The sequence below is a fragment of the Streptomyces argenteolus genome, assembly GCF_042902585.1.
GTDB classification, from domain to species: domain Bacteria; phylum Actinomycetota; class Actinomycetes; order Streptomycetales; family Streptomycetaceae; genus Streptomyces; species Streptomyces argenteolus.
This window is the reverse complement of sequence record NZ_JBIBEG010000001.1, coordinates 428,285-449,634: the sequence shown is the minus strand read 5'-3', so window position 1 is coordinate 449,634 and position 21,350 is coordinate 428,285. Positions and strand designations below refer to the sequence as shown.

21 protein-coding genes are annotated in these 21,350 nt (G+C 69.9%); 18 read left to right on the top strand and 3 right to left on the bottom strand.

Annotated features, from left to right (window positions below):
- The first annotated feature begins 128 nt into the window (after window positions 1-128).
- The 18 genes from ACFY8O_RS01955 (at window position 129) to ACFY8O_RS01870 (ending at window position 16,845) form a co-directional block, all read left to right on the top strand.
- Window positions 129-1,232 carry an LCP family protein gene (locus tag ACFY8O_RS01955; RefSeq protein WP_387897893.1) on the top strand — a complete coding sequence of 368 codons (1,104 nt, stop codon included), beginning with the start codon at window positions 129-131 and terminating at the stop codon, window positions 1,230-1,232.
- Window positions 1,233-1,409: 177 nt separating this feature from the next.
- Entirely contained in the window at window positions 1,410-1,634 is a 225-nt protein-coding gene (gene rpmE / locus ACFY8O_RS01950; RefSeq protein WP_145803162.1) for a 50S ribosomal protein L31, read from the top strand.
- A gap of 158 nt (window positions 1,635-1,792) precedes the next feature.
- Window positions 1,793-2,869 carry a peptide chain release factor 1 gene (prfA, locus tag ACFY8O_RS01945; RefSeq protein WP_014154059.1) on the top strand — a complete coding sequence of 359 codons (1,077 nt, stop codon included), beginning with the start codon at window positions 1,793-1,795 and terminating at the stop codon, window positions 2,867-2,869.
- A gap of 45 nt (window positions 2,870-2,914) precedes the next feature.
- Window positions 2,915-3,760 (top strand): peptide chain release factor N(5)-glutamine methyltransferase, encoded by an 846-nt coding sequence (prmC, locus tag ACFY8O_RS01940; protein ID WP_145803160.1) that lies wholly within the window; start codon window positions 2,915-2,917, stop codon window positions 3,758-3,760.
- A 67-nt stretch (window positions 3,761-3,827) separates the two neighbouring features.
- On the top strand, window positions 3,828-4,475 hold the full coding sequence (locus tag ACFY8O_RS01935; protein WP_145803158.1) for an L-threonylcarbamoyladenylate synthase: 648 nt from the start codon (window positions 3,828-3,830) through the stop codon (window positions 4,473-4,475).
- Complete coding sequence (locus tag ACFY8O_RS01930) at window positions 4,472-5,113, top strand: arsenate reductase/protein-tyrosine-phosphatase family protein (protein WP_073745241.1); 642 nt, start codon at window positions 4,472-4,474, stop codon at window positions 5,111-5,113. The genes ACFY8O_RS01935 and ACFY8O_RS01930 overlap by 4 nt, the downstream gene beginning before the upstream one ends.
- A gap of 109 nt (window positions 5,114-5,222) precedes the next feature.
- Window positions 5,223-6,530, top strand: coding sequence for a serine hydroxymethyltransferase (locus ACFY8O_RS01925; RefSeq protein WP_387897887.1), 1,308 nt, complete (start codon window positions 5,223-5,225; stop codon window positions 6,528-6,530).
- A 344-nt stretch (window positions 6,531-6,874) separates the two neighbouring features.
- Window positions 6,875-8,236 (top strand): MraY family glycosyltransferase, encoded by a 1,362-nt coding sequence (locus ACFY8O_RS01920; protein WP_387899519.1) that lies wholly within the window; start codon window positions 6,875-6,877, stop codon window positions 8,234-8,236.
- Window positions 8,237-8,498: 262 nt separating this feature from the next.
- Window positions 8,499-8,936 (top strand): hypothetical protein, encoded by a 438-nt coding sequence (locus tag ACFY8O_RS01915; protein ID WP_145803154.1) that lies wholly within the window; start codon window positions 8,499-8,501, stop codon window positions 8,934-8,936.
- 222 nt (window positions 8,937-9,158) lie between these two features.
- Window positions 9,159-9,974 (top strand): F0F1 ATP synthase subunit A, encoded by an 816-nt coding sequence (atpB, locus tag ACFY8O_RS01910; protein WP_145803152.1) that lies wholly within the window; start codon window positions 9,159-9,161, stop codon window positions 9,972-9,974.
- A gap of 73 nt (window positions 9,975-10,047) precedes the next feature.
- Window positions 10,048-10,293 (top strand): ATP synthase F0 subunit C, encoded by a 246-nt coding sequence (gene atpE / locus ACFY8O_RS01905; RefSeq protein WP_014048348.1) that lies wholly within the window; start codon window positions 10,048-10,050, stop codon window positions 10,291-10,293.
- A 42-nt stretch (window positions 10,294-10,335) separates the two neighbouring features.
- Complete coding sequence (locus tag ACFY8O_RS01900; RefSeq protein WP_145803150.1) at window positions 10,336-10,881, top strand: F0F1 ATP synthase subunit B; 546 nt, start codon at window positions 10,336-10,338, stop codon at window positions 10,879-10,881.
- Window positions 10,878-11,693 carry a F0F1 ATP synthase subunit delta gene (locus ACFY8O_RS01895; protein WP_145803148.1) on the top strand — a complete coding sequence of 272 codons (816 nt, stop codon included), beginning with the start codon at window positions 10,878-10,880 and terminating at the stop codon, window positions 11,691-11,693. Before ACFY8O_RS01900 ends, ACFY8O_RS01895 begins: the two co-directional genes overlap by 4 nt.
- A gap of 144 nt (window positions 11,694-11,837) precedes the next feature.
- Window positions 11,838-13,409: a F0F1 ATP synthase subunit alpha gene (gene atpA / locus ACFY8O_RS01890; protein WP_145803146.1), complete on the top strand. Its 1,572-nt coding sequence runs from the start codon at window positions 11,838-11,840 to the stop codon at window positions 13,407-13,409.
- 3 nt (window positions 13,410-13,412) lie between these two features.
- Complete coding sequence (locus ACFY8O_RS01885) at window positions 13,413-14,330, top strand: F0F1 ATP synthase subunit gamma (protein WP_145803144.1); 918 nt, start codon at window positions 13,413-13,415, stop codon at window positions 14,328-14,330.
- Window positions 14,330-15,772, top strand: a complete 1,443-nt coding sequence (gene atpD, locus ACFY8O_RS01880; protein ID WP_145803142.1) for a F0F1 ATP synthase subunit beta — start codon at window positions 14,330-14,332, stop codon at window positions 15,770-15,772. The genes ACFY8O_RS01885 and atpD overlap by 1 nt, the downstream gene beginning before the upstream one ends.
- Before the next feature lie 109 nt (window positions 15,773-15,881).
- Window positions 15,882-16,256 carry a F0F1 ATP synthase subunit epsilon gene (locus ACFY8O_RS01875; protein ID WP_069170672.1) on the top strand — a complete coding sequence of 125 codons (375 nt, stop codon included), beginning with the start codon at window positions 15,882-15,884 and terminating at the stop codon, window positions 16,254-16,256.
- 142 nt (window positions 16,257-16,398) lie between these two features.
- Window positions 16,399-16,845, top strand: a complete 447-nt coding sequence (locus ACFY8O_RS01870) for a DUF2550 domain-containing protein (RefSeq protein ID WP_361573738.1) — start codon at window positions 16,399-16,401, stop codon at window positions 16,843-16,845.
- Window positions 16,846-17,326: 481 nt separating this feature from the next.
- On the opposite strand, the gene ACFY8O_RS01865 is transcribed toward ACFY8O_RS01870, so the two are convergent.
- The 3 genes from ACFY8O_RS01865 to ACFY8O_RS01855 all read right to left on the bottom strand — a co-directional run bounded on the left by ACFY8O_RS01865 (window position 17,327) and on the right by ACFY8O_RS01855 (window position 21,224).
- On the bottom strand, window positions 17,327-19,213 hold the full coding sequence (locus tag ACFY8O_RS01865; protein ID WP_145803138.1) for a glycosyl hydrolase family 18 protein: 1,887 nt from the start codon (window positions 19,211-19,213) through the stop codon (window positions 17,327-17,329).
- Window positions 19,214-19,380: 167 nt separating this feature from the next.
- Window positions 19,381-20,031: a response regulator gene (locus ACFY8O_RS01860; RefSeq protein ID WP_145803136.1), complete on the bottom strand. Its 651-nt coding sequence runs from the start codon at window positions 20,029-20,031 to the stop codon at window positions 19,381-19,383.
- A gap of 5 nt (window positions 20,032-20,036) precedes the next feature.
- The gene (locus ACFY8O_RS01855; RefSeq protein ID WP_387897876.1) at window positions 20,037-21,224 is read right to left on the bottom strand and encodes a sensor histidine kinase; all 1,188 of its coding nucleotides are present in this window, start codon (window positions 21,222-21,224) and stop codon (window positions 20,037-20,039) included.
- Between the last annotated feature and the right edge of the window lie 126 nt (window positions 21,225-21,350).

Below are 21,350 nucleotides of genomic sequence, written 5' to 3'. Positions count from 1 at the left end.
GTTCGGCGGGGGCCTCAGCCCGTTGTGCGAGGCTTCTCGCTGCTCCGGTCGTCGCACCGCGCGACACCGGACCACGCCCGTGCGCCACGGCAGGGGGTCAGCGGCGAGGAACGGAAAGAGGGATCCGCATGAGCGAGCAGAGCAGGAGCACCGGCCGAATACGCGGCACCGGCAGCCGCCGGAGGAAGCCCTCGCGCGGCAGGCGGGCCAGGAACGCCGCCCTGTGGGGCGCCGCCGCACTGGTGGTCGTCGGCGGTTCCGGGCTCGGGTACGCCTACGTCACGCTCAACGGAAACCTGAAGGGCGTCGACATCGACGCCGCCCTCGGGACGCACCGTCCCGACGACGTGGACAACGGGTCCGAAGACATCCTGGTGCTGGGTTCGGACTCCCGCTCCGGCGCCAACGCCGCGTACGGCACCGACGAGGGCACCGCACGGGCGGACACCGCGATGGTCGTGCACGTCGACGAGGGGCACACCTCCGCGAGCGTGGTCTCGGTCCCGCGCGACACCCTCGTCGACCGCCCCGCCTGCACGAACGCCACGACCGGCGAGCAGGTCCCCGCCGCGCACCAGACGATGTTCAACTCGGCCTACCAGACGGGCGGGCCCGCCTGCGCGGTCAAGACCGTCGAGGCCATGTCGGGCATACGCATGGACCACTACCTCGAGGTCGACTTCACCGGCTTCAAGAAGCTCGTCGACGAGCTCGGCGGCGTCGAGATCACCACCTCGCAGGCAATCCACGACCCCGACAGCCACCTCGCGCTGAAGCCCGGCACCCACACCCTGAGCGGGGAGCAGTCGCTCGGCCTCGTCCGCACGCGCCACAGCGTCGGGGACGGCAGCGACCTGGGCCGCATCCAGCTCCAGCAGGCGTTCATGAAGGCCCTGATGGACCAGGCGAAGAGCGTCGGGGTGTTCTCCAGCCCGAAGAAGCTGTTCGGCCTCGCCGACGCCGCGACCAAGGCCGTCACCACCGACTCCGCGCTCGCCTCGGTCAAGCAGCTCACGAGCTTCGCGAACGGACTCAAGGGACTCGGCTCGTCGGACGTCGACATGGTGACCCTGCCCGTCGAGTACGACCCGGCCGACCCCAACCGGGTGCTGCCCCAGGAGAAGGCCGGCCGGCAGGTCTGGGCGGCCCTCAAGCAGGACAAGCCCATCCCGGCCTCCGCCACCGCGCAGTCGGCGGGCGACAAGGGCGGGGCGGGAAAGGTCGTACGGTAACGGCACCCTCCGTCGCCGGACGGTCGCGGAACGTCCCCCGCGGGCACGGGAATACCTGCGGCGGGGTCCTCGTTTTGGGAGATACGGCCGGTCCTGGCAGACTGGTACGTCGGCCCCGGTTCACGGACGCGCAATCCGCGCGAACGACCCGGAGCCCTCCCGAATCTAGGAGACACCTTGAAGCGCGACATTCACCCCGAGTACGTCGAGACGCAGGTCAGCTGCACCTGCGGTGCGTCGTTCACCACCCGGAGCACCCTCCAGGGCGGCGCCATCCGCGCCGACGTCTGCTCCGAGTGCCACCCGTTCTACACGGGCAAGCAGAAGATCCTCGACACCGGCGGCCGCGTGGCCCGCTTCGAGGCCCGTTTCGGCAAGGCTGCCGGCTCCGCCAGCAAGTAGCGAGCCACTGCGCCGGTTCCCGGCGCCCTCTAGCGGGGGCGCCGGGGCCGGCGTTTTTTCCGGCTGCGCGGCAGGGCGCGCCCTCCGGGGCCGCGGAGCCGCCGGTACGCCGTCCAGCAGGCCCGCAGACGTATGACGCAGAAACCAGGAGCCCGAAGATGTTCGAGGCGGTCGAGGAACTGATCGGCGAGCACGCCGATCTCGAGAAGAAGCTCGCCGACCCGTCGGTCCACGCCGACCAGGCCAACGCGCGCAAGCTCAACAAGCGCTACGCGGAGCTGACCCCGATCGTCTCCACGTACCGGTCCTGGAAGCAGACCGGTGACGACATCGGGACGGCCCGCGAATTCGCCGCCGACGACCCGGACTTCGCCGCCGAGGTCAAGGTCCTGGAGAAGCAGCGCGAGGAGATCACCGAGAAGCTGCGGCTCCTCCTGGTCCCGCGCGACCCCAGCGACGACAAGGACGTGCTGCTGGAGATCAAGGCGGGCGCGGGCGGCGACGAGTCCGCCCTCTTCGCCGGCGACCTCCTGCGCATGTATCTGCGCTACGCCGAGCGCGTCGGCTGGAAGACCGAGATCATCGACTCCACCGAGTCCGAGCTCGGCGGCTACAAGGACGTCCAGGTCGCCGTGAAGACCAAGGGCGGCAACGGCGCCACCGAGCCCGGCCAGGGCGTCTGGGCGCGGATGAAGTACGAGGGCGGCGTGCACCGTGTGCAGCGCGTGCCCTCCACCGAGTCCCAGGGCCGCATCCACACCTCCGCCGCCGGTGTGCTCGTCACGCCCGAGGCGGAGGAGGTCGACGTGGAGATCCACGCCAACGACCTCCGCATCGACGTGTACCGCTCCTCGGGCCCCGGCGGCCAGTCCGTCAACACCACGGACTCCGCCGTCCGCATCACGCACCTGCCGACCGGCGTCGTCGCCTCCTGCCAGAACGAGAAGAGCCAGCTCCAGAACAAGGAGCAGGCCATGCGCATCCTGCGGTCCCGGCTGCTGGCCGCGGCCCAGGAGGCCGCCGAGCAGGAGGCCTCCGACGTACGCCGCAGCCAGGTGCGCACCGTCGACCGGTCCGAGAAGATCCGGACGTACAACTTCCCGGAAAACCGCATCTCGGACCACCGCGTCGGCTTCAAGGCGTACAACTTGGACCAGGTGCTCGACGGCGACCTCGATGCCGTCATCCAGGCCTGCGTCGATGCCGACTCCGCGGCGAAGCTCGCCGCCGCGTGAGTTCCACCGCCCCGCCCCGCTCGTGAACCCGTACGGAGAACCGCGATGAACCTGCTGCTCGCCGAGGTGGCCCAGGCCACCCAGCGGCTGGCCGACGCCGGTGTCCCCTCACCGCGATTCGACGCCGAGGAACTCGCCGCGTTCGTGCACGACGTCAAGCGGGGCGAGCTGCACAACGTGCCGGACGCCGACTTCGACGCCCGGTACTGGGAGACGATCGCCCGCCGTGAGGCCCGCGAGCCGCTCCAGCACATCACCGGCCGCGCCTTCTTCCGCTACCTGGAGCTCCAGGTGGGCCCCGGCGTCTTCGTGCCCCGGCCCGAGACCGAGTCGGTCGTCGGCTGGGCCATAGACGCGGTCCGCGCGATGGACGTCGTCGAACCGCTGATCGTCGACCTCTGCACCGGTTCGGGCGCGATCGCGCTCGCCATGGCCCAGGAGGTGCCGCGGTCCCGCGTGCACGCCGTGGAGCTCTCCGAGGACGCCCTGAGGTGGACCCGGAAGAACGCCGAGGGGTCCAGGGTCACGGTGCACCGCGGCGACGCCCTGAGCGCCCTCCCCGAGCTCGACGGGCAGGTCGACCTGGTCATCTCCAACCCGCCCTACATCCCGCTCACCGAGTGGGAGTACGTGGCACCCGAGGCCCGCGACCACGACCCGCAGATGGCGCTGTTCTCCGGCGAGGACGGCCTCGACACCATCCGGGGCATCGAACGGACCGCCCACCGGCTGCTCCGCCCCGGCGGGCTCGTCGTCATCGAGCACGCCGACACCCAGGGCGGCCAGGTGCCGTGGATCTTCACCGAGGAGCGGGGCTGGGCCGACGCGGCCGACCACCCCGACCTGAACAGGCGGCCCCGGTTCGCGACGGCCCGCAAGGCCATGCCGTGACCACCGGCACACCGGCACCGCGACCCTTCCACCCTTCCCACCCGTACATGTCCGAGGAGGCCGGCTGATGGCACGGCGATACGACTGCAACGACGCGACCGACCGTACGACCGGCCTGCGTGAAGCCGCGTCCGCCGTCCGCCGCGGCGAACTGGTCGTGCTGCCCACGGACACCGTGTACGGGATCGGTGCGGACGCCTTCAGCTCCGAGGGCGTCGCCGACCTCCTGGACGCCAAGGGCCGCGGACGCAACATGCCGACCCCTGTCCTGATCGGCTCCCCGAACACCCTGCACGGCCTGGTCACCGACTTCTCCGAGCAGGCCTGGGAGCTCGTCGACGCGTTCTGGCCCGGCGCCCTCACGCTCGTCGCCAAGCACCAGCCGTCGCTCCAGTGGGACCTCGGTGACACCCGGGGCACCGTCGCCGTCCGGATGCCCCTGCACCCCGTGGCGATCGAGCTCCTCACGGAGGTCGGCCCCATGGCCGTCTCCAGCGCCAACCTCACCGGACACCCCTCGCCCGAGACCTGCGACTCCGCCCAGGAGATGCTCGGCGACAGCGTCTCCGTCTACCTCGACGGCGGACCGACCCCCGGCATCGTGCCGTCCTCGATCGTCGACGTCACCGGCAAGGTCCCCGTGCTGCTCCGCGCGGGCGCGCTCTCCGTCGAGGAACTCCGCAAGGTGGTACCCGACCTCGAGGTGGCCAATTGACCGCCCCTGAGGGGCGTGGCATAGCGGGGCAGCACGACACTTTCCGCATCCTCCACGTCAGCACCGGCAACGTCTGCCGCTCGCCCATCACCGAGCGGCTGACCCGCCATGCCCTCGTGGACCGCCTCGGCGATCCGCTCAGCGGCGGCCTCATCGTCGAGAGCGCCGGCACCTGGGGGCACGAGGGCGCGCCCATGGAGGCCAACGCCGAGGTCGTCCTCGCCGACTTCGGTGCGGACGCCACCGGCTTCGTCGGCCGCGAGCTCCTCGACGAGCACGTGATCCGGGCGGACCTGGTGCTCACCGCCACCCGCGACCACCGCGCCCAGGTGATCTCGATGGGCCACTCGGCGGGTCTGCGCACCTTCACGCTCAAGGAGTTCACCCGCCTGGTGCGGGCCATAGACCCCGCCACCCTGCCGGACGCCCGCGAGGAGGGCGTCGTCGAGCGGGCCCGCGCACTCGTGCGCGCCGCGGCGGCCCTGCGCGGCTGGCTGCTGGCGCCGACGGCGGAGGCCGACGAGGTCTACGACCCGTACGGCGCCCCGATCACGTTCTTCCGCTCGATCGGTGACGAGATCAGCCAGGCGCTCGACCCCGTGATGACGGCACTGACCGGTGTGCGCGCTCCGCACTGAGGTGCGCCGACCGGCGTAGAGGGCCGCACGGCAGCGGGCAGGCCGCCCGGGGCGGGCCTACATTGGAGCTGACGCCACGCACCCCCCTCCTCAGGCCCGGAGCCGTCACATGTCGGTCACCACTCCAGCCGCACGCGCAACCGCGCCGCCTCCCTCCCCGTACGACACCGGCGTGCCCCGGGACTTCGACGCCCTGCTCCGCCAGGATCCGGAGATCGGCGGCATCCTGCTGGCCGAGGCGGACCGGCAGGCGAGCACACTCCAGCTGATCGCCGCCGAGAACTTCACCTCGCCGGCTGTTCTCGCAGCCCTCGGCTCCCCGCTCGCCAACAAGTACGCCGAGGGCTACCCCGGGGCCCGTCACCACGGCGGCTGCGAACAGGCCGACGCCGCCGAACGCACCGCCGTCCGGCGAGCCATGGCGCTGTTCGGCGCCGAGCACGCCAACGTCCAGCCGCACTCCGGCTCCTCGGCCGTGCTCGCCGCCTACGCCGCGCTGCTGCGCCCCGGCGACACGGTGCTGGCCATGGGACTTCCGTACGGTGGGCACCTGACCCACGGCGCCCCGGGCAACTTCTCCGGACGCTGGTTCGAGTTCGCCGGATACGGGGTCGACCCCGACAGCGGGCTGATCGACTACACCCAGGTGCGTGCCCTGGCGAGGGCGCGGCGGCCCAAGGCGATCGTCTGCGGCTCCATCTCGTACCCCCGCCACCCCGACTACGAGCAGTTCCGGGCCATCGCCGACGAGGTGGGCGCCTATCTGATCGCGGACGCCGCCCACCCCATGGGACTGATCGCCGGGGGAGCGGCGCCCAGCCCCGTCCCGTACGCGGACGTGGTGTGCGCGACGACGCACAAGGTGCTGCGCGGCCCGCGCGGCGGCATGATCCTGTGCGGGGTCGAACTGTCCGAACGCATCGACCGCGCGGTCTTCCCCTTCACCCAGGGCGGCGCCCAGATGAACACGATCGCGGCGAAGGCGGTGGCGTTCGGAGAGGCCGCGACCCCGGCGTACGCGGTCTACGCCCACCGCGTCGTCGCCCACGCCCGCGTCCTCGCCGCCGCGCTGGAGGCCGAGGGCTTCGAGATCACCACGGGCGGCACGGACACCCACATCGTCGTCGCGGACCCCGGCCCGCTGGGCGTCGACGGCCGCACCGCCCGCGAGCGGCTCATGGCGGCCGGGCTGGTCGTGGACACGTGCGCGCTGCCGTACGGGGACGAGCGCGGCATCCGGCTGGGCACCGCGGCCGTCACCACCCAGGGGATGGACGAGGACGACATGGCCAGGATCGCCGAGCTGTTCGGCGCGGCCGTACGCGACGAGGGCGGCACGGGCACGGTCCTCGCACAGGTCCGGGAACTGGCCTCCCGCAACCCGGTCCGCCCGGACACCACGGACCCCCGCGCCTAGCCGGACGCCCGCACGGCGAGAGGTGAGGACGCGCGCGGTGCGGCCCGGTCGCGCGGACCGGGCCGGGGACGGAACCGCCCGCGGCCGTTCCCTCGTCGTAGAGGACGTCCGTGCGGATCCGGCGGGCGTGTCCTGAGGTTTGTGGGTTCGATCTACACTGTGGCCGGAGCTGATGCTCTCTCCACACGTCCCTTCGCCGGTATCGGGGGCGTGTGTTCCACGGGTGTCGCGCCCCTCGGTCCGCCGGGGGGAGTCGTCCGCTTCCCCTGATCCGGCGCAGCAGGAGCCCTCGCCGTCCCGCACGGTACGGTCGACGGTGTGAGGCTCGGTCAACAGCTAGATTTCTGGGGCAGCCCGTGCGTGATTACCTGCTGACGCTCTGTGCCACGGCCGCAGTGACCTATCTGCTGACCGGGCCGGTGCGGAAGTTCGCCATCGCGGTCGGGGCGATGCCCGCCATCCGCGCGCGGGACGTGCACCGCGAGCCGACGCCGAGGCTCGGCGGCATCGCGATGTTCGGCGGGCTGTGCGCGGGTCTGGTCGTCGCCGCCCATCTGTTCAACCTGACGAGTGTCTTCCAGCTCTCGAACGAGCCGCGCGCGCTGCTGTCCGGTGCCGCGCTGATCTGGCTGATCGGCGTCCTGGACGACAAGTTCGAGATCGACGCGCTGATCAAGCTCGGCGGACAGATGATCGCCGCCGCCGTCATGGTCATCCAGGGTCTGACGATCCTGTGGCTGCCCATCCCCGGTGTCGGCACGGTCGCACTCACCCAGTGGCAGGGCACGCTGCTCACGGTCGCCCTGGTCGTGATCACCATCAACGCGGTCAACTTCGTCGACGGCCTGGACGGTCTGGCCGCCGGCATGGTCTGCATCGCCTCCGCGGCGTTCTTCATCTACGCCTACCGGCTCTGGTACGGCTACGGGATCGAGGAAGCCGCGCCGGCCACGCTCTTCGCCGTGATCCTCATGGGCATGTGCCTCGGCTTCCTGCCGCACAACATGCACCCCGCGAGGATCTTCATGGGTGACTCGGGGTCGATGCTCATCGGGCTGGTGCTGGCCGCCGGCGCGATCTCGATCACCGGGCAGGTCGACCCCGACCGCCTGGGGATCTTCGTGGGCGGCGAGCGCGGGGCGACGCACGCGATGCTCCCGGTCTTCATCCCGCTGCTGCTGCCCCTGACGATCATCGCGATCCCGGCGGCCGACCTGGTGCTGGCCATCGTGCGGCGTACGTGGAACGGGCAGTCGCCGTTCGCCGCGGACCGCGGGCACCTGCACCACCGGCTGCTGGAGGTCGGGCACTCGCACAGCAGGTCGGTCCTGATCATGTACTTCTGGTCCGCGCTGATCGCGTTCGGTGCCGTCGGCTACTCCGTGCACTCCGCGTCGCTCTGGATCGTGCTGGTGATCGTGGGGCTCAGCGCCGTGGGCCTGGTCCTGCTGCTCATGCCGCGCTTCACGCCGCGCGCCCCGCGCTGGGCCGAGTCCTTCGTGCCGCCGCGTTACCGGCGCCGGCGGCACGGGGAGGGCGAGGAGGAGGCCCCGGAGGGGCAACACGGCCTGGACGGTTCGCAGATGGCCTCTCCGGCCCCGGAGCGGGCGCCCGTCGCCGTGGGCGTCTCAGGCGTCAACGGAGCGACAGCCATCGGCCCCCGTTCGCGCTTCGCGGATCGGGACCGTGCCGACTCCTCGCGTTGATCCTGCTGGGCGGATGTGCCAATACCAGACAGCGCGTCGTGATGTTCTGCACACACGCGCGGAGTAGCCCTCATGTGTGACAGCTGGCACACGTTCTGAGTAAAGACCTCATCAAATAGTTTGTGATACCGTTCACGAAGCCCGGTGAGGAAGCCGAAGGACCTGAGTAGCACGGTCCATTGGCCCGAAACATCGACTCGGACCGGGCCTACGCTCGTCCCTGACGACCTTTGCCCACCCCCTGCAATGCGGAGTAACCGCCATGCCGTCCAACGACGTCCGGACTCTCCTCCACACCGCCGTGCCCACTGCCGCCGTCGGTGTCGTCACCGTCGCCGTCAGTGCTGCGCTCGCCGGCGGCAAGGGAGCGGTCGGCGCGACCGTCGGGACGCTGGTGGTGATGCTCTTCATGGGGATCGGGCTCGCCGTTCTGCAGCGCACCGCGAAGTCCCTGCCGCATCTGTTCCAGTCCATGGGGCTCCTGCTGTACACGACCGAACTGCTGCTGCTGTTCGTCTTCGTCGCCGCGTTCAAGAACACGACGCTGTTCAATCCCAGGGCTTTCGCAGCCGCGGTGATCGTCGCGACCCTCTCGTGGGTCGCGGCGCAGATCCGCGTCCACATGAAAGCCAAGATCCTCTACGTCGAGCCGGACTCGTCCGCGGGCAAGAAGCCCGAGAACATGGGGTCGTCGACGTGAGGGGTAGGGCCGGGATAAGCGCTCGTTCGAGACCCTGCTATCGTCCGGTGCCAACTGCGGCACTGCGGGCGCGGGCATCAAAAACGGCGCCTGCTTCATCGCGAGGCGTAATGCCTGAGCCGCCCCCCATCCGTAAGACCAGTCCAGTGCCGACCAGCGGCTGCCTGCCGCGCCGACACAACGAGGTTGCCGTACCTATGCGCCACGCTGAAGGAGCCCGCGGTGAGTGCTGACCCGACGACGGTGCTCGCCTTCGAGACCGACTGCCACATCTTCGACGGATGCGGCTTCCCGGCTCCTGGCCTGCACTCCTTTGTTTTCGAGCCGATGTTCACCGTCGGCGGCATCGAGATCAACAAGCCGATGCTGCTGGCGGTCCTGAGCACCGTTGTCGTCGTCGGCTTCTTCTGGGCGGCCTTCAGCAAGCCGAAGGTCGTGCCCGGAAAGCTCCAGATGGTCGCCGAGGCGGGTTACGACTTCATCCGCACCGGTGTGGTCTACGAGACGCTCGGCAAGCGTGAGGGCCAGAAGTACGTGCCCCTCATGGTCTCGCTGTTCTTCTTCATCTGGATCATGAACCTCTGGGCGATCATTCCCTTCGCCCAGTTCCCGGTGGTCTCGGTCATCGGATTCCCGGTGGCGCTGGCCGCGATCGTGTACATCCTCTGGGTCAGCCTGACCTTCAAGCGGCACGGCTTCGTCGGCGGCTGGAAGAACATCTCCGGCTACGACCCGTCGATCGGCCCGGCTCTTCCCTTCGTCATGATCATCGAGATCATGTCGAACCTGCTGATCCGGCCCTTCACGCACGCCGTGCGACTGTTCGCCAACATGTTCGCCGGCCACGTGCTGCTGCTGATCTTCACGATCGCCAGCTGGTACCTGCTGAACGGCATCGGCATCGCCTACGCCGGTGTGTCGTTCGTGATGACCATCCTGATGACCGCCTTCGAGCTGTTCATCCAGGCGCTGCAGGCCTATGTGTTCGTCCTTCTGGCCTGCAACTACATTCAGGGCGCTCTCGCCGAGCACCACTGAGCAGCCAGCTCCACCCCCGATAGTCGTCCGGTGGCCAACCCCCACCGGTTCTGAAAGAGAAGGAAGAAACGGCATGTCCGCTCTTGAGACCCTCGCCGCCGTCAACATCACGGGCAACCTCGGTTCCATCGGCTACGGCCTCGCCGCGATCGGCCCCGGCGTCGGCGTCGGCATCATCTTCGGTAACGGCACCCAGGCCCTGGCCCGTCAGCCCGAGGCCGCCGGCCTGATCCGCTCGAACCAGATCCTCGGCTTCGTGCTCTGTGAGGCGCTCGCCCTGATCGGTCTCGTCATGCCCTTCGTCTACCCGGTCGACTAATTCGCGGCATTCCCACTGCCCGAAGCGACGAAAGGCATTGATGTGAACGCCCTACTGCTGGCGTCCGAAGAAGAGATCCAGAACCCGCTGCTTCCCGCGGTGCCTGAGATCGTCATCGGCCTCATCGCCTTCGCCATCGTCTTCGGTTTCCTCGCCAAGAAGCTCCTCCCGAACATCAACAAGGTTCTGGAAGAGCGCCGCGAGGCCATCGAAGGCGGTATCGAGAAGGCCGATGCGGCCCAGACCGAGGCCCAGAGCGTGCTTGAGCAGTACAAGGCTCAGCTCGCCGAGGCCCGCCACGAGGCCGCCCGCCTGCGCCAGGAGGCTCAGGAGCAGGGTGCCGTCATCATCCAGGAGATGAGGGCGGAGGGTCAGCGGCAGCGCGAGGAGATCATCGCGGCCGGCCACGCCCAGATCGAGGCCGACCGCAAGGCAGCGGCGTCCGCGCTGCGCCAGGACGTGGGCAGCCTCGCCACCGCCCTGGCCGGCAAGCTCGTCGGTGAGTCCCTCGAGGACCACGCCCGGCAGAGCGGCACCGTCGACCGGTTCCTCGACGAGCTCGAGGCGAAGGCCGAGGCCGTCCGATGAACGGAGCGAGTCGCGAGGCGCTGGCCGCCGCACGCGAGCGCCTCGACGCACTGACCGACTCGACGTCGGTCGACGCGGCGAAGCTCGCCGAGGAGCTGGCAGCCGTCACCGCGCTGCTCCACCGCGAGGTATCGCTGCGCCGGGTCCTCACCGACCCGTCGCAGGGCGGCGAGGCCAAGGCCGAGCTGGCCGGACGGCTGCTGCGCGGTCAGGTGGGCGGCGAAGCCGTGGACCTGGTCTCCGGCATGGTCCGTTCGCGCTGGTCGCAATCGCGTGACCTGGTCGACGCGGTCGAGGAGCTGGCGAACACCGCGGACCTCACCGCGGCCCAGCGCGCGGGTGTGCTCGACGACGTCGAGGACGAGCTGTTCCGGTTCGGCCGGATCGTCTCCTCCGACGTGGCACTGCGGTCCGCCCTGACCAGCAAGTCGGCCACGGTCTCCGCCAAGAGCGAGCTGCTGCGCAGCCTGCTCGGTGGCAAGGCCCAGCCCGTCACCGAGCGCGTGGTCACGCGCCTCGTGACGCAGCCCCGAGGACGTAGCCTGGAAGCGGGACTCGACTCCCTGTCCAGGCTCGCCGCGGAGCGCCGGGACCGCATGGTCGCCGTCGTCACCTCGGCGGTGCCGCTGTCCGATCGCCAGAAGCAGCGCCTCGGCGCCGCCCTGGCGAAGATCTACGGCCGGCAGATGCACCTGAACCTGGACGTGGACCCCGAGGTCCTCGGCGGGATCTCGGTGCGCGTCGGTGACGAGGTCATCAACGGCACGATCGCGGAGCGCCTCGAAGAGGTCACCCGCAGGATGGCCGGCTGACAGCGCGCAGCGCCACAGCACCAACTGAACGAGCAAGAACAGCGGCCCGGTTGGGCCGTGCAGAAATTGCAGAAGATTCCTGGGGGTCGCCCCCAGACCCCTTTGAGAAACTTCGGGCCCAACAAGGAGAGCAGGGAACCCCAGATGGCGGAGCTTACGATCCGGCCGGAGGAGATCCGGGACGCACTGGATAACTTTGTCCAGTCGTACCAGCCGGACGCGGCCTCGCGCGAGGAGGTCGGGACGGTCAGCGTTGCCGGCGACGGCATCGCGAAGGTGGAGGGCCTGCCCTCCGCCATGGCGAACGAGCTGCTGAAGTTCGAGGACGGCACCCTCGGTCTCGCCCTCAACCTCGAGGAGCGCGAGATCGGTGCGATCGTCCTCGGCGAGTTCAGCGGTATCGAGGAGGGCCAGCCGGTGCAGCGCACCGGTGAGGTGCTCTCCGTCGGCGTCGGCGAGGGCTACCTCGGCCGCGTCGTCGACCCGCTCGGCAACCCGATCGACGGTCTCGGCGAGATCGCGACCGAAGGCCGTCGCGCCCTCGAGCTGCAGGCGCCTGGCGTCATGGTCCGTAAGTCGGTGCACGAGCCGATGCAGACCGGCTACAAGGCCGTCGACGCCATGGTGCCGATCGGCCGCGGCCAGCGTCAGCTGATCATCGGCGACCGTCAGACGGGTAAGACCGCTCTGGCCGTCGACACGATCATCAACCAGCGCGACAACTGGCGCTCGGGCGACGTGAACAAGCAGGTGCGCTGCATCTACGTCGCCATCGGTCAGAAGGGCTCCACCATCGCCTCCGTGCGCGGTGCCCTCGAAGAGGCCGGCGCGCTCGAGTACACGACCATCGTCGCCGCCCCGGCGTCCGACCCGGCCGGCTTCAAGTACCTGGCGCCGTACACCGGTTCGGCCATCGGCCAGCACTGGATGTACGACGGCAAGCACGTCCTCATCATCTTCGACGACCTCTCGAAGCAGGCCGACGCCTACCGCGCCGTGTCGCTTCTGCTGCGCCGTCCGCCGGGCCGCGAGGCCTACCCGGGCGACGTCTTCTACCTGCACTCGCGTCTCCTGGAGCGCTGCGCCAAGCTCTCCGACGAGATGGGCGCCGGTTCGATGACGGGTCTCCCGATCGTCGAGACCAAGGCGAACGACGTGTCGGCGTTCATCCCGACCAACGTCATCTCCATCACCGACGGCCAGTGCTTCCTGGAGTCCGACCTGTTCAACGCGGGTCAGCGTCCGGCGCTCAACGTCGGTATCTCGGTCTCCCGAGTCGGTGGCTCCGCCCAGCACAAGGCCATGAAGCAGGTGTCCGGCCGCCTCCGCGTGGACCTCGCCCAGTACCGAGAGCTGGAGGCGTTCGCCGCCTTCGGTTCCGACCTGGACGCGGCCTCCAAGGCGTCGCTGGAGCGCGGTAAGCGCATGGTCGAGCTGCTGAAGCAGCCCCAGTACGCGCCGTTCCCGATGGAGGAGCAGGTCGTCTCCGTCTGGGCCGGCACCACGGGCAAGATGGACGACGTCCCGGTCGAGGACATCCGCCGCTTCGAGACCGAGCTGCTCGAGTTCCTGCGCCGCGAGCGCAAGGACCTGCTGACCAGCATCGCCGAGGGCGGCAAGATGTCCGACGACACGCTGCAGTCGATCGCCGACGCGATCGCCTCCTTCAAGCAGCAGTTCGAGACCTCGGACGGCAAGCTCCTGGGCGAGGGCTGATCGATGGGCGCTCAGCTTCGCGTTTACAAGCGCCGCATCCAAGCCGTCACCGCGACCAAGAAGATCACCAAGGCGATGGAGATGATCGCCGCCTCGCGCATCGTCAAGGCGCAGCGCAAGGTGGCGGCGTCGATGCCGTACGCGACCGAACTCACCCGTGCGGTGACCGCGGTCGCGACCGGCTCGAACACCAAGCATCCCCTCACCACCGAGGCCGAGGCCCCGGCCCGGGCGGCGGTCCTGCTCCTCACGAGCGACCGCGGTCTGGCCGGCGGCTACTCCTCCAACGCCATCAAGGCGGCGGAGCGGCTGCGTGAGCGGCTGGCGGCCGAGGGCAAGGAGGTCGACACGTACATCGTCGGCCGCAAGGGCGTCGCGTACTACGGCTTCCGTGAGCGCAAGGTCTCGGAGTCGTGGACCGGCTTCACCGACAGCCCCGAGTACTCGGATGCCAAGAAGATCGCCGAGCCCCTCATCGAGGCCATCCAGAAGGACACGGCCGAGGGCGGCGTCGACGAGCTGCACATCGTCTTCACGGAATTCGTGTCGATGATGACGCAGAACGCGGTCGACGGCCGGATGCTGCCGCTGTCGCTCGACAAGGGCGAGGAGGCGAGCACCGAGAAGGGCGAGATCCTTCCGCTGTTCGAGTTCGAGCCGTCGGCTGAGGACGTCCTCGACGCCCTTCTGCCGCGCTACGTCGAGAGCCGCATCTACAACGCACTGCTGCAGGCCGCCGCTTCCGAGCACGCCGCCCGCCGTCGTGCGATGAAGTCGGCGACCGACAACGCCGGGGACCTGATCAAGAGCCTCTCCCGGCTTGCCAACGCGGCCCGCCAGGCCGAAATCACCCAGGAAATCAGCGAGATCGTCGGCGGTGCAGGTGCGCTGGCCGACGCGTCCGCGGGGAGTGACAAGTAATGACGACGACAGTTGAGACGGCCGCTGCCACGGGCCGCGTCGCCCGGGTCATCGGCCCGGTCGTCGACGTGGAGTTCCCCGTCGACGCGATGCCGGAGATCTACAACGCCCTCCACGTCGAGGTCGACGACCCGGCCGAGGCCGGCGCTCGTAAGACGCTGACCCTGGAAGTCGCCCAGCACCTGGGTGACGGCCTGGTCCGCGCGATCTCGATGCAGCCCACCGACGGCCTGGTCCGCCAGGCCCCGGTGACCGACACGGGCGCGGGCATCACCGTCCCCGTCGGTGACATCACCAAGGGCAAGGTGTTCAACACCCTCGGCAGGATCCTGAACGAGCCGGAGGCCGAGGCTCAGATCACCGAGCGCTGGCCGATCCACCGCAAGGCCCCGGCCTTCGACCAGCTCGAGTCCAAGACCGAGATGTTCGAGACCGGCCTGAAGGTCGTCGACCTGCTGACCCCGTACGTCAAGGGCGGCAAGATCGGTCTGTTCGGTGGTGCGGGCGTCGGCAAGACGGTCCTCATCCAGGAAATGATCATGCGTGTGGCGAAGCTGCACGAGGGTGTGTCGGTGTTCGCCGGTGTCGGTGAGCGCACCCGTGAGGGCAACGACCTCATCGACGAGATGACCGAGTCGGGCGTCCTGGACAAGACCGCGCTGGTCTTCGGCCAGATGGACGAGCCGCCGGGCACCCGTCTGCGGGTCGCGCTGTCCGCCCTGACCATGGCGGAGTACTTCCGCGATGTGCAGAAGCAGGACGTGCTGCTCTTCATCGACAACATCTTCCGCTTCACGCAGGCCGGTTCCGAGGTCTCCACGCTGCTCGGCCGCATGCCGTCCGCAGTGGGTTACCAGCCGACCCTCGCCGACGAGATGGGTGTGCTCCAGGAGCGCATCACCTCGACGCGTGGTCACTCGATCACCTCGATGCAGGCGATCTACGTCCCCGCGGACGACCTGACCGACCCGGCCCCGGCCACCACGTTCGCCCACCTCGACGCGACGACGGTTCTCTCCCGTCCGATCTCGGAGAAGGGCATCTACCCGGCCGTGGACCCGCTGGACTCCACGTCCCGCATCCTGGACCCGCGCTACATCGCGCAGGACCACTACGACGCGGCCAGCCGCGTCAAGGGGATCCTGCAGAAGTACAAGGACCTCCAGGACATCATCGCGATCCTCGGTATCGACGAGCTGGGCGAAGAGGACAAGCTCGTCGTCCACCGCGCCCGTCGCGTCGAGCGCTTCCTGTCGCAGAACACCCACGCCGCCAAGCAGTTCACCGGCCTGGACGGTTCGGACGTCCCGCTCGACGAGTCGATCGCCGCGTTCAACGCGATCTGTGACGGGGAGTACGACCACTTCCCCGAGCAGGCGTTCTTCATGTGCGGTGGCATCGACGACCTGAAGGCGAAGGCCAAGGAGCTCGGCGTCTCCTGAGCCACCGGCTCACCGAGGGGGGTGGGTGTGTCCCGCCCCCCTCACCACGCCCCGTAGAATTGAACCGACACCCGGCACGACCGCCGGGTGGTGACCCGAGGAGCCACCCTTGGCTGCTGAGCTGCATGTCGAGCTGGTCGCCGCGGACCGCAGTGTCTGGTCCGGCGAGGCCACCCTCGTTGTCGCACGTACCACGTCCGGCGACATCGGCGTCATGCCCGGTCACCAGCCGCTCCTGGGTGTGCTGGAATCGGGCCCCGTGACGATCCGTACGAGCGACGGCGGGACTGTTGTCGCCGCTGTGCACGGCGGTTTCATCTCGTTCGCGGACAACAAGCTCTCGTTGCTGGCGGAGATCGCCGAGCTTGCCGACGAGATCGACGTCCAGCGCGCCGAGCGTGCGCTGGAGCGCGCGAAGTCGGACACGGACGCCGCCGCCGAGCGGCGCGCCGATGTGCGACTGCGTGCGGTGGCGGCGCACTGAGCGTCCCCACCAGGAGTTTCTGACTCAGCCGCGGCCCGTGCTGGAGAGATCCAGACCGTGTCGCGGCTGAGGCGATGCAGGTGCAGTGCGTTTCGGCTCGGTTCGGTATCCGTTACTCGACGATGCGAGGAGGTCGGTGGAGATGGTCCTCGCTTTGTGGGTGGGCGGCCTGGTCGTCGTGCTGGTCGCGGTGGGGCTGTTCGTCTTCGGCCTCCGCAGGCGGCTCATCCAGCGTTCGGGCGGCACCTTCGACTGCAGCCTGCGCTGGGACGTGTCGGAGGAACCGGATCAGTCCGGCAAGGGCTGGGTGTACGGGGTGGCCCGCTACAGCGGTGACCGCGTGGACTGGTTCCGGGTGTTCTCCTACTCGCCCCGGCCGCGCCGTGGCCTGGAGCGCTCCGCCATCGAGGTGGTCGCGCGCCGGCTGCCCGAGGGCGAGGAGGAGCTCGCGCTCCTGTCCGACTCCGTCGTGCTCGGCTGTCTCCACCGGGGGACGCGCCTGGAGCTGGCGATGAGCGAGGACGCCCTGACCGGCTTCCTCGCCTGGCTGGAGGCGGCACCGCCCGGCCAGCGGGTCAACGTGGCCTAGAGGGGCTCTCGCCGGGTGGGGTGACCCCGGGCGGTGCCGAGGTGGTTGCGTAGAAAGGGTCTCTCCCCGGATTCCGTCCGGGGAGAGACCCTTTTCCGTCGGCGCGGAGTGTCCTGGAGGACCGGGGGAGCCCGGCACCCGGCGGCGAGGAGTCCCGGGGATCGGGCCCGGGAGGGTCCGGGCCCGCAGGCCCGGGAAGATCCCGAGTGGCCCGCGACCAGGGGATCCGGACGGCCGGGCCTGGCGCACGCCCTGGGCACGGAGAACCGCGAGCCGCTGAGCACGGCTCAGCCGCGAGGGGCCGAGCCCGGGAAAGCCGCGCGCTGCCGAGGACAGGAATGGCCGCGCGTCGCTGCGCACGGAAGACCGCGAGTCCCTGCGTACGCGAAGACCGGCGAGCCCTCGCGCACGCGAAAGCCGGGGAGACAGGGGGCGGACCTGTCTCCCCGGCGCTTTTCGGGGGTGCGACCGACTGGAGGTGCTAGTTGAGGCCGCTGTCCATCGCGCTCACGAGCTCACCGTTCGCGGTGTCACCGCTGAACTCCCAGAAGAACGCCCCGCCCAGACCCTGGGTGTTCGCCCAGGCCATCTTGGACGCGATCGTCGCCGGGGTGTCGTAGCTCCACCAGTTGGTGCCGCAGTGCGCGTAAGCGGTGCCGGCGATCGTGCCGGTGGCGGGGCAGCTGTTCTTCAGGACCTTGTAGTCCTCGATGCCCGCCTCGTACGTCCCCTGCGCCGCGCCGGTCGCCGTGCCGCCCGGTGCCGCCTGGGTGACTCCGGTCCAGCCGCGCCCGTAGAAGCCGATGCCGAGCAGCAGCTTCTTCGCCGGGACGCCCTGCGCCTTCAGCTTGGCGATCGCCGCCGCGCTGTTGAAGCCCTCCTGCGGAACGCCGCTGTACGAGGTCAGCGGGGAGTGCGGGGCCGTCGGGCCCTTGGCCTCCCAGGCGCCGAAGAAGTCGTACGTCATGACGTTGTACCAGTCGAAGTACGCCGAGGCGCCCGCGTAGTCGGCCGCGTCGATCTTGCCGCCCGCCGAGCCGTCCGCGGTGATCGCGGCGGTGACCAGGTTGCTGGAGCCGAACTTCGTCCGCAGGGCGGACGAGAGGTTCTTGAGCGCGGCGGGGCCGCTGGTGTCACAGGTGAGGCCACAGGCGTTGGGGTACTCCCAGTCGATGTCGATGCCGTCGAAGACATCGGCCCAGCGGGGGTCCTCCACCAGGTCGTAGCAGGACTGGGCGAACGCGGCCGGGTTCTGCGCCGCGGCACCGAAGCCGCCGGACCAGGTCCAGCCGCCGAACGACCAGATCACCTTGATGTGCGGGTACTTCGCCTTGAGCTTGCGCAGCTGGTTGAAGTTGCCGCGCAGCGGCTGGTCCCAGGTGTCGGCGACGCCGTCGACCGACTGGTCGGCGGTGTAGGCCTTGTCGTAGTCGGCGTAGGCGTCACCGATGGTGCACTTGCCGCCCTGGACGTTGCCGAACGCGTAGTTGATGTGCGTGATCTTCGCGGCGGAGCCGGAGGTCACGAGGTTCTTCACGTGGTAGTTGCGCCCGTAGACGCCCCACTCGGTGAAGTAACCGAGGTTGACCTTGTCGCCGGTGCCGGGGGTTCCCGGGTCGGTGGTGCCGGTGGTGCGGACCGCGACCGAGGCGCTGACCGGACCGGTCTGGTCGGCGGTGTCACGGGCCTGCACCGTGTACGAGTAGTCGGTGCCCTTGGTGAGGCCGGTGTCGGTGTACGTCGTCGTGGTGACCGTCGCGACCTTGGCGCCGTCCCGCAGGACGTCGTAGTTCTTGATGCCCTTGTCGTCCGTGGCGGCGCTCCAGCTGAGCTTCGCCGAGGTGTCCGTCACGTTGCTCGCGGTGGGGGTGCCGGGCTTCGACGGGGCGCTGTCGCCGGGGACGGTGGGGCCGCCGTCACAGGAGGCGCCGTTCAGCTTGCAGCCGGTGGGGGAGCCGGTGCCGGTGCCGTTGAAGCCGAAGGAGACGCTGGCGCCCGGGGCGACCGAGCCGTTCCAGCTGAGGTTCTTGGCGGTCCAGTGGGTCCCGGAGCCCGTCACGGAGGCGTCCCAGGCGGAGCCGACCGCGGTGCCGGAGGGGAAGTCCCACTCGATCGTCCAGGAGGAGAGCGCGGTGGTGCCGGTGTTCTTGACGGTCCACTGGCCCTCGAAGCCGGTGCCCCAGTCGGACTTCTTGACGTACGTCGCGGTGGCGGAGGTGGCGGCCTCGGCGGGAGAGGCCAGGCCGACCATCGCGGCGAGCGGCAGCAGCAGCGCGGTGAGACCCGCGACCGCCTTGGACCTGGTGGCTGTGCCGGCTTCACGTCTCCATCTGAGTCGGGACCGGCGTACGGGGTTGTCAGTGCTCAACGGTGCTCCTCGGGTGAGGTCCGGCAAACGGGGATGATCCGTAACCTGCAGACCCTGCGTCGCCCTGAGCCGCTTTTGTCATGGCGTACTCACCGCAGCGTGTTCGGTGAGATTAGGAAGGTCTGGACCAATCGTCAAGAGGTCCAGACCAAAGATCCCGGCACGGGTCAGAGGCCCAACTCCTGAGCGAGCACCGCCGCTTGCACCCGGCTGCGTAGCTCCAGCTTCCCCAGCAGCCTGCTGACGTGCGTCTTCACCGTCGCCTCGGCCATGGAGAGCCGCTCCGCGATCTCGGCGTTGCTCATCCCCTCGCCGAGGCAGCCCAGCACCTCGCGTTCCCGGCGCGTCAGCGTGCCGAGAGCCTCCGCGGTGTGGGGCGCCGGTTCGCGCGCGGAGGGGGAACCGGCGAACTCCGCGATCAGGCGCCGGGTCACGGCCGGGGCGATCATGCCCTCCCCGCGAGCCACGGTGCGTACCGCGTCGAGCAGGTCCCGGGCGTCGGTGTTCTTCAGCAGGAAGCCCGACGCCCCCGCGCGCAGCGCGCCGAAGACGTACTCGTCCAGGTCGAAGGTCGTCAGCACCAGCACGTCCGCCAGCCGCTCCGCCACCACCTGCCGCGTCGCGGACACCCCGTCGAGCCTCGGCATCTGCACGTCCATGAGCACCAGATCCGGCCGGAGTTCACGGGCCAGGCGCACCGCCGTCTCGCCGTCGCCCGCCTCGCCCACCACCTCGATGTCCTGGGCGCTGCCCAGGATCAGCACCAGTCCCGCGCGCACGGCCGCCTGGTCCTCCGCGACCACCACCCGGATCGTCATGTCCCCTACGCCCTCTCCTCGACGGGCAGTTCAGCCCGGACCAGCCAGATCTCCGTACCGTCCCCGCGGCGACGAGGCCCCGCCTCGATCGTCCCGCCCAGCAGCGCGACCCGTTCGCGCATCCCCACCAGACCGGCACCCGAGCCCGGGGCGCGCGGACCCGGCCGTTCCCCCGACACGCTGCTCACCTCCACGGCCAGCACCTCGCGCGACCTGCGCAACCGTACGGTCACCGGACCGGGGGCCGCGTGCTTCAGCGCGTTCGTCAGCGACTCCTGGACGATGCGGTACGCCGCCAGTTCCACGGGCGCGGGCAGTGGTCCCGCCTCCTCGCGGGCGTCGTCCAGGGTGACGGTGAGACCGCTGGAGGCGGAGTTGGCGCCGGCCTGTTCCACGAGGGTGTCGAGCGAGGCGAGGGTCGGCGCCACGCTCGGTGGCCCGGCCGCGCCGTTCTCCCTCAGCAGCCCGATGAGCCGCCGCATCTCGGCCAGCCCGTCGACGCTGTTCTGCCGGATCACCCCGAGGGCGTCGCGGGAGGTGCCCGGATCGTCGATGGAGAGAGCGGCGGTGGAGTGGATGGCGATCGCGGACAGGTGGTTGGCGACAATGTCGTGCAGCTCCCGGGCCATGCGCGCCCGTTCGGCCGTCACCGCCTGCACCCGGTCCATCTCGGCCAGCAGCGCGGTCTGGTCGGCGCGCAGCCTGGCCGCCTCGGCGGCGTCGCGGTGATTGCGCACGGCGGCACCGGTCAGGGCGGGCCCGAAGGAGACCATGCCGGTGAGGATGCCGAGGAGCAGGGCGTCCGCCGACGGCACCAGGGCGATGAACCCGGCCGTCACGGCGACCGTGACGAGCAGTGCGATCACCGGGATGCGGCGCGAGGCCGCAGGCCGGCCGTAGAGCACCGCGGCGTAGACCAGGTCGGTGAAGAGCAGCAGGGTCGCCAGGCTGCCCACGGTGAACTGGTCGGCCACCAGCGCGACCGAGCCGATCGCCAGCGCGGTCAGCGGGGCGCTGCGCCGGAGCAGCTCCAGGGCCGACATCACCACGAGCGGCAGCAGGGAGACCCAAGGGGCGTCGAAGAGCCGGCCGTTCTGGATGTGGAGGCCGACCAGCCACAGGAAGACGCCGCCGGCCAGCCCGGTGACCGCGAGGAGGACGTCGTCGCGGTGCGGGCGCGCAAGGGAGAACACCCTCCCATCCAACAGGGTGGCGGGCCGCCGGACGTCGGGACGGGGAGGGAGGTGCGGCTACATCGAAGGATGCAGTCACGTCTCGTCACTGCTGACGACGATCCGGCGCCCTCCGGAAGGGAGCCT